9 protein-coding genes are annotated in these 13,942 nt (G+C 70.4%); 3 read left to right on the plus strand and 6 right to left on the minus strand.

The annotated features are described in order from the left end of the window. Positions 1-11: 11 nt before the first annotated feature. A complete protein-coding gene (locus tag ACOKR1_RS19385; protein WP_422934515.1) occupies positions 12-2,843 on the minus strand; it encodes an FAD-binding and (Fe-S)-binding domain-containing protein in 2,832 nt (943 codons plus the stop codon). Between the two features lie 113 nt (positions 2,844-2,956). Beyond that, entirely contained in the window at positions 2,957-3,904 is a 948-nt protein-coding gene (locus ACOKR1_RS19390; RefSeq protein WP_422934516.1) for a helix-turn-helix transcriptional regulator, read from the minus strand. A gap of 190 nt (positions 3,905-4,094) precedes the next feature. Between ACOKR1_RS19390 and ACOKR1_RS19395 the strand changes: the two genes are divergently transcribed. After that, positions 4,095-4,325, plus strand: a complete 231-nt coding sequence (locus ACOKR1_RS19395) for a hypothetical protein (protein ID WP_422934517.1) — start codon at positions 4,095-4,097, stop codon at positions 4,323-4,325. A 45-nt stretch (positions 4,326-4,370) separates the two neighbouring features. On the opposite strand, the gene ACOKR1_RS19400 is transcribed toward ACOKR1_RS19395, so the two are convergent. Both ACOKR1_RS19400 and ACOKR1_RS19405 read right to left on the minus strand, forming a co-directional pair. Continuing rightward, complete coding sequence (locus ACOKR1_RS19400; RefSeq protein ID WP_422934518.1) at positions 4,371-4,976, minus strand: phosphatase PAP2 family protein; 606 nt, start codon at positions 4,974-4,976, stop codon at positions 4,371-4,373. Positions 4,977-5,056: 80 nt separating this feature from the next. Continuing rightward, positions 5,057-7,489, minus strand: coding sequence for a TIM-barrel domain-containing protein (locus tag ACOKR1_RS19405; protein ID WP_422934519.1), 2,433 nt, complete (start codon positions 7,487-7,489; stop codon positions 5,057-5,059). A gap of 148 nt (positions 7,490-7,637) precedes the next feature. On the opposite strand from ACOKR1_RS19405, the gene ACOKR1_RS19410 reads away from it, so the two are divergent. Next, positions 7,638-8,822 (plus strand): acyl-CoA dehydrogenase family protein, encoded by a 1,185-nt coding sequence (locus ACOKR1_RS19410; protein ID WP_422934520.1) that lies wholly within the window; start codon positions 7,638-7,640, stop codon positions 8,820-8,822. A gap of 148 nt (positions 8,823-8,970) precedes the next feature. Beyond that, positions 8,971-9,540: an adenylate kinase gene (locus tag ACOKR1_RS19415; protein ID WP_422934521.1), complete on the plus strand. Its 570-nt coding sequence runs from the start codon at positions 8,971-8,973 to the stop codon at positions 9,538-9,540. Between the two features lie 1,188 nt (positions 9,541-10,728). Here ACOKR1_RS19415 and ACOKR1_RS19420 read toward each other — a convergent pair. Together ACOKR1_RS19420 and ACOKR1_RS19425 are read right to left on the minus strand one after the other, a co-directional pair. Continuing rightward, positions 10,729-12,180 carry an MFS transporter gene (locus tag ACOKR1_RS19420; protein WP_422934522.1) on the minus strand — a complete coding sequence of 484 codons (1,452 nt, stop codon included), beginning with the start codon at positions 12,178-12,180 and terminating at the stop codon, positions 10,729-10,731. Positions 12,181-12,357: 177 nt separating this feature from the next. Further along, positions 12,358-13,938, minus strand: coding sequence for a dihydrolipoamide acetyltransferase family protein (locus ACOKR1_RS19425; protein WP_422934523.1), 1,581 nt, complete (start codon positions 13,936-13,938; stop codon positions 12,358-12,360). Positions 13,939-13,942 lie beyond the last annotated feature (4 nt).

Consider the following 13,942-nt stretch of genomic DNA (forward strand, 5'->3'; position numbering starts at 1 on the left):
CTCCGGGGGGGTCAGCTCGCGTCCGCCCGGATCGCCTCGGCAAGGATCTGGACGAGGTGCCGGCTCTCGAGGCCGGCGAGGTCCCGGACCTGGGTGCGGCAGGAGAATCCGTCGGCGAGGATGCGCCGATCCGGCGCGGCCGCGGCGTGGGCGAGGATCCCGCCCCGGGCGATCCTCTCGGAGACCTCGTAGTGGCCCTTCTCCATGCCGAAGTTCCCCGCGAGGCCGCAGCACCCGGCCGAGGTCTCGACGTCGCAGCCCATCGCCTCGAGCAGCGCCCGGTCGGGGCCGTAGCCCATCACGGCGTAGTGGTGGCAGTGCGGCTGAACGAGGAGCTTCTGCGCGGCCTTCGGCGGCTCCCAGCCGATCGCCGTGAGGAACTCGGCCGCGGTCATGACCGAGCGGGCGAGCTCCGCGGCACGCGGATCCTCGGGCAGCAGCTCGAGCAGGTCGGAGCGGAGGGTTGCCGTGCAGGAGGGCTCGAGGCCGATCACGGCCCGGCCCTCCCGCACGCGCGGAATGAGCAGGTCCAGGGTTCTGCGGAGCCTGGCCTTGGCGGCGGTGAGCTGGCCGGTGGAGACGAGCGTGAGTCCGCAGCACGCGCCGGGCCCGGCAACCTCGACGTCGGCTCCCGCGGCAGCAAGAACCGTGAGGGCGTCGCGCGGGATGCCGGGGTCGAGGGCGTCGGAAAAGGAGTCGACCCAGAGCAAGACCTTGGGCGGCTTGCCATCGCCTGAATGCGCCGACACGGACGGACGACGGCGGGCGGCTCGGTCCCAGCGGAACGGCGCCGCGGGCAGCGGGGGCAGGGAGCGGCGGGGGTCGGCGCCCATGAGCGTCATCATGGCCCTGCGCAGGGCCGGCACACGCCCGGCAAGGTTCACGAGCCGTGCAACGGGCGCGGCGAGCCGGAGCCAGTCGGGGAGCCGGCCGAGGGTGTAGTGGCTCAGCGGGCGCACGCGACCCTTGTAGGTCTGGTGGAGGGTCTCGGACTTGTACATGGCCATGTCGATCCCGGTGGGGCAGTCCGTGGCGCACGCCTTGCAGGACAGGCACAGGTCGAGCGCCTCGTGGACCTCCGGCGAGCGCCAGCCGAGCCTGAAGACTCCCCCGTTGAGCATCTCCTGCAGCGCGCGGGCGCGGCCCCGCGTGGAGTCCTTCTCGTCGCGCGTGGCGATGAACGAGGGGCACATGAACCCGCCCTGCCCGCGCGGGTCGGCGCGGCACTTGCCCACGCCCACGCAGCGGTGCAGGGCTTGGGTGACGTCGCCGCCGTCGTGCGCGAACGCGAAGCCGCCACTCGCGAGCAGCGGCAGCGCCTGCGGCCTGCGCAGGTCGGCGTCGAGCGGCGCCGGGCGGACGACGACGCCCGGGTTCATGAGGTCCTTGGGGTCGAGGAGGGCCTTGAAGGCCTCCATCGCCCGGATCGCCGCGGGGCTGTACATCGTGGGCAGGAGCTCGGAGCGGGCGCGCCCGTCGCCGTGCTCGCCCGAGAGCGAGCCGCCGTGCTCGGCGGCCAGGGCCGCGGCGCGCTCGAGGAAGCGGCGCATGAGCGCGCCATCCCGCTCGAGCGGGAAGTCGATCCGCACGTGCACGCAGCCGTCGCCGAAGTGCCCGTAGGCGAGCCCCGAGAGTCCGTGCTCGGCCATGAGCGCCTCGAGGCCGCGCAGGTAGCCGCCGAGCCGCTCTGGCGGGACCGCCGAGTCCTCCCAGCCCGGCCAGGCCTGCTCCCCCGCCGCGGTGCGCCCGGCCAGCCCGGCGCCGTCGGCCCTGATCTGCCACAGCCGGGTCGCGTCGGGCCCGGCGGGGAGGACGACGGCGTCGCTCGCCGTCGACGCGGCGACGAGCCTTTCCGCGGCGGCGACCGCCCCCTCAGAGGTCGCGCCGCCGACCTCGGCGATAAGCCAGCCCCCGCCCGCGGGCAGCGCGGGGACACTCGAAGCGCCGTGCGCGCGGCGGACCACGTCGACGAGCTGGGCGTCGAGCCCCTCGAGCGCGAGGGGGCGCAGGGGCAGGAGGTTCGGAACGTCGTCGGCCGCTGTCGCCATGTCGGGGTAGCCGAGCACCGCGAGCGCGGGAGCCGCCGCGCGCGGCACGAGCCTCACGGTTGCCTCGAGCAGGATCCCGCAGCTGCCCTCCGTGCCGACGAGCGCGGCCGCGAGATTGCGCCCGTTCTCGGGGAGCAGGTGCTCGAGAGAGTAGCCGGAGATCTGCCGGCCGAAGCGGCCGAACTCGGTGCGCAGCACCGCGAGGTTGTCCGCGACGAACGCCTCGAGCCCCGGCACCGCGTCGAGCGCGCCGTCCCCGGCGCCGACGGTGATGACCTCGCCGCGACCTGTCAGCCACGTCATCGACACGACGTTGTCCGCGGTCCGCCCGTAGGCCAGTCCGTGCGGGCCGCACGCGTTGTTGCCGATCATCCCGCCGATCGTGCACCGGCTCGCCGTCGAGGGATCCGGGCCGAACCGCAGGCCATGCGGCGCGGCCTTCTCCTGCAGGGTGCTCAGGACGACGCCCGGCTCCACGACGGCGGTGGCGGCGTCGGGATCGATCGAGAGCAACCGGCCCATGTGCCGCGAGAAGTCGATCACGAGCCCCGGGCCGATCGCATTGCCCGCGCACGAGGTGCCGCCGCCCCGCGCCGTGACCGGCACCCCGTGAGCGCGGGCGATCGCCACGGCGGCGATCACGTGCTCCACCGACTCGGGCAGGACCACCACCTCGGGGACCACGCGGTAGTTCGAGGCGTCCGACGAGTACAGCCCGCGGGCCAGAGAGGAGTCGTCGACGAGGTCCCCGAGGGCGGCGCGCAGCTCGGCGAGAAAGGCCTTGGCGGGGGCCATGCGGGCGGCTTCTCCTTGGGGTTGCGCGGGGCGTTTGCGGGATCGACGCCGGATGGGATGAGGCTACGCTCGTTCGGACGCGACTACCCGGCAGCCCGCCGCACGAAGCGCGCTCAGCCGCCCGCCGCGGCCAGCCGCTCCCCCAGGTCCCGCATCGCGTCACGGAGCTCGGGCGGGTCGAGCACCGTGACGGGCCAGCCGAGCCGCACCACGTGGTACGCGATGTACTCCAGATTGTCGGCGCCCGCGGTAAGGACGCAGTGCCCCGCGCCGTCGGCCTCGACGACCGCCATCGTCGAGGGCACGCGGACCGCGACCTCCTCGGCCGGCGCAGCGATGCGCACCTTCGCGACGAAGCGGTAGGGGGCCTGCGTGATCGAGGCGCGGACGAACTCGACCGCGTCCGGCGCGTCGCGCTGCTTGAAGCGCCACCCGGTCCCCCGCGCCACGGCCATGCGGTCGAGCCGGAACGTGCGCCAGTCGTCCCGGTCGAGGTCCCACGCCATGAGGTACCACCGCCGCCCGGCCGCCACGAGCCGGTACGGCTCGACCCGGCGCTCGCCGCGCTCGCCGTCGGCCTTCGTGTAGTCGAAGGTCGCGCGCTCGGGCGTACGGATGGCGCGGGCGAGCGCGACGAGCACGTCGGCGTCGACGGTCGTCACTGGGCTGTCGAGGCTCACGGTCGCCTCGATGACGCCCTTGACCTCGGCGCGCAGCCGCGCGGGCAGCACTTGGTCGAGCTTCGCGAGCGAGCGCACGGCGGCCTCGCCGAGTCCCGCCACGGTCCCGCCCGCCGCAAGCCGCAGGCTCACGGCCACCGCGACGGCCTCTTCGTCGTCGAGGAGGAGCGGCGGGAGGGCCTTGCCCGCGCCGAGCTGGTAGCCGCCGCCGGTCCCGTGCTCCGCGCGCACCGGGTAGCCGAGCTCGCGCAGCCGCTCGACGTCGCGCCGCACGCTGCGCGTCGTCACGCCGAGCCGCTCCGCGAGCTCCGCACCGGTCCACACGGGACGCGACTGCAGGAGGTTGAGCAGGCTGAGGACGCGTTGGGTCGTGTCTGCCATGGAACTATGATCGCGCGCTCTAAGGACAGTTTCTGTCCTCAACTCGCCGAGGCCTTGTGGGATGTCTAGTCGAGATATATCGTGACTTCATCAACGCGTTATATCTCGAAATCTAGCGGACCGACCCTGTCCTCATCGGCGAGGACACTGGACGTGGGACAGGGGAAGAGACGAGCAAAGGGGACCACACATGAGCAGCATCGCGGGACAGAGCCAGCTTCACCGAACGACGGCGGCGAGCCCCACCCAGGCGCGCCACGAGGGCCGCGTCGCGATACATCGCGAATCCGGGGCGCGGCGGGCGCTCAGCTCACTGCGCGCGGCCTGGCGCCGCGGGGCGGAGCTCTCGCGCGCCATCGACCAGGCGAAGGACACGGCGTGGCAGGCACCGGACGGCCCGAGCCACCGCCTCCTGGGCTAGGGCCGGGGTGAGAAGGCCGGGTTGGCTAGCCAGAGCAGCGGGGGCTCAGCCGAACCACGCGAGCAGCCCCCGCCACAGGCCCACCACAACGCCCCCGCCGAACACAGCCCCCGCCAGCAGCTGGGCGAGGGTGTGGGCGCGGAGCACGAGCCGGGACCAGATCACGGCTGGCACCAGTGCCAGCAGCGGCCACCAGGCCGGACCGAAAAGAAACAGGAGCGAGACCGCCGCGGACGTGATCGCCGCGGCGTGACCGCTGATCTTCCAGAAGAGGCTCACGAGGGCAAGCAGCGCGATCCCGCCGACGAGGGCGAAGACCATCGCCATGACGCTGGCCGGCGCGTGCAGCAGGCCGAGGAGGCCGAGCCCCGCGAGCACGATCACGAGCGAGAGCCCGAGGACGGGGCCGCGCTGCCGGCGATCGCTCACGTGGTGGTCGGTGACCTTCCCCGCGCGCACGAGCGCCACGAGCACGACGAACGGAACCCCGCACGTGAGGACGGCCGCGACAAGCCCAAACCAGAAGGTGCCCGGAAAACCGGGGCTGCCGGCCGGGCTCAGCAGCATCATGATCGCGACGACAAGGGGTGGCTGCAGCGCCTCCGTGATCGCGCGCGCGGCCGCGTAGCTCCCTGAACGCCCCCACACCACGCGGTCCAGTTTGCCACAGGGCGGCCAGGGGCCCGCCGATGTGCACGCACATGACGGGCCCGCGAGGCCGCCGGGCCTCCCTACTCGGCGTCCGCGAGGACGAGCTCGACTACCGCGCCGAGCAGCCCCGGTTCGACATCGAGCCCCGACAGCCCCGCGACGACGGCCGCGGGCGACTGGCCCGAGGTCACGCACGAGAAGATCTTCCCCTTGACGGCGATCTCCGCGTGGACGTCGTCGAGGAGGCGTTCGACGGCGCCGACCATGCGGTTGCGCGCGAGGGCAAGGCCGCCCTCGGCCGTGAGCGTGAACCCAGCGGCAGCGTCGACCTCCTCGACCGTGACGCGCAGGGTGTTGGTGCCGCCGTCGTACGCGACAGCCGCGTCGAGCCGGCCGCCGGCCGACTCGGCCCGCACCGCGGACGGCTCGCGCACGCCAGCGATCACGACCTCCCACGAGCGCACGGTGGGCACGCCGTCGGCCGCGCCCTCGGCGGGGCTGACGGTCAGCCGGCCGCCCTCCCAGTCGAACTGGAGGGGCGTGCGGACCTGATGCCCGCGCTCCCCGGCCGCGGCGCCGCCGTCGTCCTCGATGAGCGTGAACTCGCCCGAGGCGCCCGCGAAGACGCGCAGCTCGAAGCGCTCGGGCGAGGGGGTGCCGTTGCCGAGCGTGTCCGGATGCGCCATCGGCACGATAGCGCCGGCGCGCGCGAGGACGGGCATCGTCTCGAGCGTCCGGTACAGGCGGGCCCGGCGGCCGCCGCGGTAGACGGTGCCGGTGAAGAAGTCGATCCAGACGCCCGGCGGGAGCCACGCGGGCGCGCTCGCCCGGTTGAGCGCGCGGTCCCGCGGCTCGACGACGGGCGCGACCATGAGTTCGGTGCCGAACAAGAACTGGTTCGGCACCTCGTACGCGTCCCCCTCCTCGGGGTACTCGTAGTACATGGGCTCGACGATCGGGCGGCCCTCCGCGAACGCGCGGTGGTTCATCGTGTGGAGGTACGGCACGAGCCGGTGCCGAAGGCGAAGGAAGTCCGCCATGGCGGCCTCGGCGTCCGCACGGTAGCGCCACGGCTCCTTGCCCGTGAACGGCATCGACGAGCTGTGCAGCCGGTTGATCGGCGAGAACACGCCGAGCTGGACCCAGCGCGCGGCGAGGTCGTCGTCCTTGTAGCCCCACATGTGGCCGCCGATGTCGTGGCTCCACCAGCCGTAGCCGATGTTGGACGCCGTCGCGGTGAAATAGGGCTGGAACGCGAGCGACTCCCACGTGACGATCGTGTCGCCGGAGAAGCCGATCGGGTAGCGGTGACTGCCCGGGCCCGCGTAGCGCGAGAACGTGAGCGGGAGGCGGCCGTTGCGGGCCGAATCGAGGAAGTGCACGTGGTTGAGGACCCACAGCGGGTCGAGGCCCCGGACCCGCGAATACGGGCCCGACTGCCAGTCGAGCCACCAGAAGTCGACGCCGGCCTCCTCGAGCGGGTGGTGGACTTCGCGGAGGTACGCGCCGAGGAATTCGGGGTCCGTGGGGTCGAACGCGATCGCGTCGCCGGCCTCGGGGTCGAGACCCAGGGCGCGCGCCGTGCGCTCGTAGGCCTCCTCGTGCGCGGCGATGCCGTCCGCGGGGTGCACGTTGAGCGTGAGCGCGAGCCCGCGGCCGTGGAGCCAGCGCGCGAAGCCCTCGGGGTCCGGGAACAGCTCGCGGTTCCACGTGTAGCCGGTCCAGCCGCTCCCATGGACGGGATCGATCTCCGTGAGGTGCCAGTCCATGTCGAGGACCGCGACCGAGAGCGGGATGCGCTCGGCGTCGAAGCGTTCCACGACGCCGCGGTATTCGTCCTCGGTGTAGCGGTAGTAGCGGCTCCACCAGTTGCCCAGCGTGAAGCGGGGCACGAGCGGCGTCGGGCCGGAGATGCGGTAGAAGTCCCGGAGGCAGCCGCGGTAGTCGCGGCCGTAGCCGAAGAAGTACACGTCCGTGCCTGGGGTTTCGCCGTCGCCGCGCGGGGTGAGCCAGCCGGCGTCGTCGAAGACGAGCGTTTCGCTGTCGTCGAGCGTCGCGAAGCCGTAGCGGGACATGAGGCCCGGCTCGAGCTCGCACTGTCCGTCCACGCCGTCGAGCGTGCGGGCGGTGCCGCCAAGGTTCGTCTCCCCCGGCTCCCCGTAATGCCACACCGAGTGGTAGTTGCTCACGCTGCCGAGGACCTTGATGGAGAGGCCGTGGGCCGTGAATTCGCGCTTGTCGTAGACGAGGTGGGCGTGCTTCGTGACGATCTCGAGTCGATGCGGCTCGTCCACGACGCGGAACTCGGGGACCTCGAGCTCGCGGTGGAGCACCACCTGCGAGGCGCGGTCCTCGAACTCGCCCGTGGCGCTGTATTCGAGGCGGATGAGCTGCGACGTGAGGACCGTGAAGCGGTAGTTTGGGCCCTGGACGATCGCTGCGGAATGGGCCTGCGGCGAGGTCGAGAAGCGGAGGTGGTCGGGGAGGCGGACTGCGTGAGTGGTTCCGGTCACACGCTCAACCCTACGCCGCGGCCCACAGCGTTGCGGGGTCCTTGCCACCCCGTTGCGGGGTCCTTGCCACCCCGTTGCTGGGTCCTTGCCACCCAACGACCGGCCACCTCCCACCCGACGACTGGCCACGGCTCGCTACTCTGGGCCCATGGACGCCGAAGTCTCAGATCCCGCCGACCTCCTCGCCCTCGATTCCCTCCTCAGCACCGAGGAACTCGCCCTCCGCGACCGCGTGCGCGAGTTCGTGCGCACCGAGATCAGGCCGAACATCGCCCGCTGGTACGAGGACGCACACTTCCCGCTCGAGATCGTCCCCGAGCTGGGGCGCCGCGGCCTGCTCGGCATGCACCTCACCGGGCACGGCTGCGCGGGCCGGTCCGCGGTCGAGTACGGCCTCGCCGCCGCCGAACTCGAGGCCGGCGACTCGGGCCTCCGAACGTTCGTCTCCGTCCAGGGCTCGCTCGCCATGACGGCGATCGCGAGGCACGGCTCCGACGAGCAACGCGACGAGTGGCTCCCCCGGCTCGCGGCCGGCGAGGCGATCGGCTGCTTCGCCCTCACGGAGCCGACCGCGGGCTCGGACCCCTCGTCGATGAGGACCTTCGCGCGTCGCGACGGCGCGGGACCGAACGCAGGCTGGGTCCTTTCCGGCACGAAGCGGTGGATTGGGCTCGCCTCGGTGGCGGACGTCGCCGTCGTCTGGGCGCAAACGGACGACGGCGTGCGCGGCTTCGTCGTCCCGACCCTCGCCAAGGGCTTCATCGCCAGGGCGATCGAGCCGAAGCTCTCGATGCGGGCGTCGATCCAGTGTGACGTCGAACTGGACGAGGTTCGCCTGCCCGCCGGGGCCGTCCTGCCCGGCGCAGTGGGGCTGCGGGGGCCGTTCTCGTGCCTCAACGAGGCGCGCTACGGGATCGCGTGGGGCGCGATGGGCGCCGCGCGCGACGCGTTCGAGGACGCGCTCGCGTATTCGCGGGAGCGCCTCCAGTTCGGCAAGCCGCTCGCGGGGTATCAGCTCACGCAGCAGAAGCTCGTGGACATGGCGCTCGAGATCAACAAGGGCTTCCTCCTGGCGCTCCACCTCGGCCGGCTCAAGGACGCCGGCAAACTCGAGCCGCACCAGATCAGCGTCGGGAAGCTCAACAACTGCCGCGAGGCCATCGAGATCTGCCGCGAGGCGCGCACGATCATCGGCGGCAACGGCATCACGCTCGACTATTCGCCGCTGCGCCACGCCAACAACCTTGAATCCGTGCGCACGTACGTGGGTACGGACGAGGTCCACACCCTCATCCTCGGCCGGCGCCTCACGGGCGTGGGCGCGTTCCGCTGAGGCGGGTACTAACCGCCGGCAGCGGCCTGACGCGGGCCAATCATCTGCCGACCAGTCTGCGGTTGGCCAGCCTGTTGCCGAGTGTAGTAAGTCGGCGCACACTATCGACCACGGCGTGCGCACGGTCCCCCCGTCAACGGAGGTATCCATGAACCGGATCCTGATCATGGGCCCACCCGGCGTGGGGAAGGGAACTCAAGCGGAGCGCCTGGCACGCGACCTCGGCGTCCCGACGATCTCCACGGGCGATCTTTTTCGCGAACAGGTCCAGAACGAGACGCCGCTCGGGCTTCAGATCAAGGGAGTGCTCGACTCCGGCGGCTACGTGCCCGACGACGTCACGAACCGTCTCGTCGAAGTCCGGCTCGCGCGGCCGGACGCCCTTGAGGGCTTCATTCTCGATGGCTACCCACGGACGGTCGACCAAGTGCACGCGTTGGACCTCATCCTGACATCGCGCGTGGCGGAACTGGACGCCGTCGTCGTTCTTGAAGCCGACCAGAAGGCGATCCTCAAGCGAATCCTCGCTCGCGCTGCCGAACAGGGCCGCTCCGACGACACGCCCCAGGTGATCGCTCGCCGGCTCGAGGTCTACGCGAGCGAAACGTCCCAGCTCATCTCCGCCTACGACGAACGCGGCCTTGTGCTCCGCGTCAACGGAACGGGCCAGCCCGACGCCGTCGCGGAGCGGATCGCGGAGGCGCTGCGGGCACGCTGACCTCACTCAGGTGCGCGTCCCTGTGGCGGGCGCTTCAGCTACCATCTCCGCTTCCTTGCGAGGTTCTGCGTATCTCGCACCGTCACGTATTTGGTGCGCATGAGAGGCCGTGACCACTGAGTTCGGGCTCGTTGAACACGCAACAGGCGCGATCTCGGAACTCAGCATCTAATTAATCCCCATAGATTGCCTAGTATCAATCGGGACGTCGGTGGGGGATGATGTGAAGATCTTGGGGACCAAGCGGGCGAGGGCGCTAGTTACGGTTCTGGTAGCTGTGTTGGGCGCGACGGGGCTGGCGAGCGGAGCAGTACCCGCCGCTGCGAATTCGTCCCAGCACGCCGCCGGAGACTCGAGTTCGGGCAAGGAAGTCGCCGTTGCAATGGCCAACGACCCGAGGGGCACACCCATCTCGATGATCATCGGGCGGGCGCGGCAAACTGACCCGCAGGGCTACGATCAGAGACTGCGGAGCCTGAAGTCAAGCCCTGAATTTACGCGGTTTCTCACCGAGTTCAGCGGATCGCCAGAAAACGGCGGGATCGGTGGACTCGCAGCGGTTCTCACACAGCAACAGGTCGATTCCTTCATTACTCGAATCAAAGGCAAGTCCTTCAACCTAGTCCGAGACATCGATGGAAAGCCAAACGTCGTGCTCTCGGCCGACTCGGCAACACAAGGCGATCACTCGCGTCTCCTCACAATTGATTCGGCAGTCGCTCACGCGCGGCCAGGAGTGAAACCCGCGGGCTGGGGCTACAGGTGTTGGCAGAGTGCCTTCGCCCAGGTAGGTTATGCCGCGGCGACAGGCGCAATCTGCGGGGCCATTGGAGCCTTCAGCGCCGGAATCGGATGGCCGACCTGCTTCGGTTTCGGAGTCTTCGGGGGAGGGATCAATTGGGATGCCGCATGCTAAGGGCGGAAACGTGAAGCAGAGTCCCCTGCTGCGAACCCCGATGTCTTGGAAGGGCCGCGTCTTCCTGTTCCTCGTCTCAGTCAGCGGGACTTATGCCGCCCAATGGCTGCTGTATTGGGCCACCGGTTGGCAGCAGATCAGGCCAAGCGACTCCACCGTTCTCATGCTGGCAATCATTTTCGGAATATTTGCTGCAACAATCCCTGGCGGGAAGCCGTGGTTCTCCAACTCAAGCAGATCACCAAACCGCAAGGACGACAGTTAGGCCTCGCTCACGGCGAGATGTGGTCCAAATGCCGGTTCCGGGTGTGCGGCGTGAACTGGACGAGGACCGCCGCGATCACGAGGAACACCGAGATCAGCCCAAGGGCCCAGAACACCGAGAGCTGCGGCAGGATCGGCGCGATGACCATGACGCCGATTCCGCCGCCGATGTGCCCCACGCCGTCCACGAGCGCGAACCCGGTGGTCCGAGCGCGGGTGGGGAAGCACTCGGCCGTGAGCGCGTACGTCGGCGAGACCCAGAGGTTGAAGCCCGCGAAGATGAGGATCGCGCCGAGGAAGGACAGCCAGACGCTCGTCCCGGCAATCGAGACGACGATCGACCCGAGGATGGTCACGCCCGCGGCGATCGGGAGCCAGGACCGGCGCTCGAGCTTCTCGACGATCGCGCTCATGATCGCGGCTTCTGCGACGAAGCCGAGCGTCCCGACGGCGGCAATCACCCCCGCCTCCGGCGGCGGGTACTGGAGGGCCGAGAGCACCACCGTGAATCCCGCCGCGAACGAATACACCGTGATGTACCCGATAAACCAGATGAAGAACAGGAGAATGATCCGCCGCACATACAGCGGGCGGCTGAACAGGTCCCGGTAGGGTACGGGCGAGGCCGGGGTCACCGCGCCGTACACGTCGGCCAGTCGCGGCTCGGCGAGCACACCATGCTTCGCGGCGCGCTGCTCCATCGAACGGACCACGCTGTCGGCCTGCTCGAACCTGTGCTGGCCGATGAGCCAGCGCGGCGACTCGGGAAGCTCGAACCGCAGCAGCACGGCGATCACGGCGAGGATCGCGCCGACGCCGTACATCCACCGCCACCCGCTCTCGAAGTTCGGCCCGGCCGCAGCGAACGGCAGCCCGAGCGGCCACGGCGTGGCCGGCGTTGTGAGAATGAGCCCGAGCCAGATGCCCACGAAGGCGCCGAGCGCGGACATGATGAAGATGATGGTCGTGAATTTGGCGCGCGCTGGCCGCGGCGCGACCTCGTTCACGTACGTATTCACAATGGCAAGGTCGGCGCCAATTCCAATGCCGGTAATTGTGCGGGCGATATTGAAATTCGCATAATCGCCCACGAACGCGTTGTAGAGCGAGCCGAGACCCGTGATGAGCATCGTGACCATGAGCATGTTCCGCCGGCCGATCCGGTCGGCGATGGGGCTCAGGACGAGCGTCCCCACCACATAGCCCGCGAGATTCAACAGGACCGGGAGCGGGAGCGCGCCGAGGGCGCTCTCCGGCGTGCATCCCTTGTTGAGCTGGACGCACGTCTGGATGAACGAGACGTTGATATCGAAGATGTCGTAGAACGTGAACAGGAAGCCCAGCCCGATGATCCCGATAAACAGGTAGGACAGGCTCCACACTTCGAGGCGCTCGAGGCGGGCGATAATCTCGCGGCCCGTCGGGACGCGCACGGCCCCCGCGCCCATGGACGCAGTCACATGGATCGACCTCCCGCATCCGGGGTGGCGCGCGCTGTGCCAGGTGTGCCCCGGCTGCTGCGCACATTGTGCGCCCGACGGCGGGGCGATACAAGGCGCGAACAGAACCCGAGTGCCGCTTGGCACCCGGGTTCCGCGCTCGAGCGCCGTAGGCTCCGCCGGCCGCCCCGAGCACCGCTAGTCGAGCAGGAGCGCCGGCTCCTCCATGATCGCCGCGACGTCCGCCATGAAGCGGGCGGAGAGGTCGCCGTCGACCACTCGGTGGTCGAAGGAGCCGCCGAGCGTCGTGATCCAGCGCGGAATGACCTCGCCCGAGACGACCCACGGCTTCAGCTTGATAGTCCCGAACGCGACAATCGCGACCTCGCCGGGGTTGATGATCGGCGTGCCGATGTCGATCCCGAGCGCACCGATGTTCGTGATCGTGAGCGTGCCGCCCTGCATGTCCGCGGGCTTCGTCTTGCCCGCGCGGGCAGTCGTGGCGAGCTCGTTGAGCGCCACGGCGAGCTCCTTGAGGGAGAGATCCTGGGCGTTCTTGATGTTCGGCACGAGCAGCCCCCGCGGGGTCGCCGCGGCGATTCCGAGGTTCATGAAGTGCTTGATGTGGATCTCGTCGCCCTTGGGCGAGCTGACCCACTCCGAGTTCACGCTCGGGTTCCGAGCGGCGGACCAGATGACCGCCTTCGCGAGGATGAGCAGTGGCGAGACCTTGATTCCCTCGAAGTCGCGCGACTTCTTGAGCCGCTGCACGAACTCCATGGTCCGTGACGCGTCGACATCCACGAAGATGCTCACGTGCGGCGCCGAGAACGCCGAATCGACCATGGCCTTCGCGGTCGCCTTCCGCACGCCGCGCACGGGGACGACCTCGACGCGCTGGTCTTGCGGCTTCTTCGCGGGCTCCCAGAACGTGGGGGCGGCCGCGATTTCGCGCTCGCGCTGCGCCTGGTACGACTCGAGATCCGCGCGCGTGACCTCACCGCGCGCACCCGTCGCGGGTACGTCGGCCAGGTTGATGCCAAGTTCCTTCGCGATGCGGCGCACGGGCGGCTTCGCGAGGACACGAGTCAGCAAACGGGCGACGGCGGTGCCCTCGCCCCCCTCTCCGCTCACCTCCGCACTGGCGGCCGGGACAGGAGCCGGGGGCAGCGTCACTTGGGGGGCTGGCGCCAGGGTGGGGCTGGCGGCCGGGGCGGGGCTGGCGGCCGGAGCGGGGCTGGCGGCCGGGGAGCTCGGATTCGTTGCCGCCGGCTTGCGGGGGCGGCGCTTGACCGCGTCCGCCTTCGGGCCCGAACCCACGAGGGGGCCGCTCTCGACGCCCGGCTCCTGCATCTGCGGGACCGGGGCGTTCACCGCCTCCGCGGCGTCGGCGGGCGCTGGCGCGACCGGGTCTTGGGCGGGGGCGGCGGCGGCCGGGGCAACGGGGGCGGCGGCGGCCTGGGCGGGGGCGGCGGCGGCCGGGGCGGCCTGAGCGCTCGGCGAGGCCCCGCCGTCGTCCGCTCCGTTGGCGGCGGGCGCCCCGGTGCCAATGGCGATGATCGGCGAGCCGACCTCGATCGTCTCGTGCTCGGGTGCGAGGAGCTCGAGGACCGTGCCCTCGTAGGGGCTTGGGAGTTCGACGAGGCTCTTGGCGGTCTCGATCTCGCACAGGACGTCGTTGATCGCGACCGTGTCGCCGGGCTTGACCTTCCACGAGACGATGTCCGCCTCGGTCAGACCCTCGCCGACGTCAGGGAGGTTGAAGATCTGCTTGCTCATGCGG

The sequence above is a fragment of the Sinomonas sp. P47F7 genome (assembly GCF_049332655.1).
In the GTDB taxonomy this organism is placed as follows: Bacteria; Actinomycetota; Actinomycetes; order Actinomycetales; family Micrococcaceae; genus Sinomonas.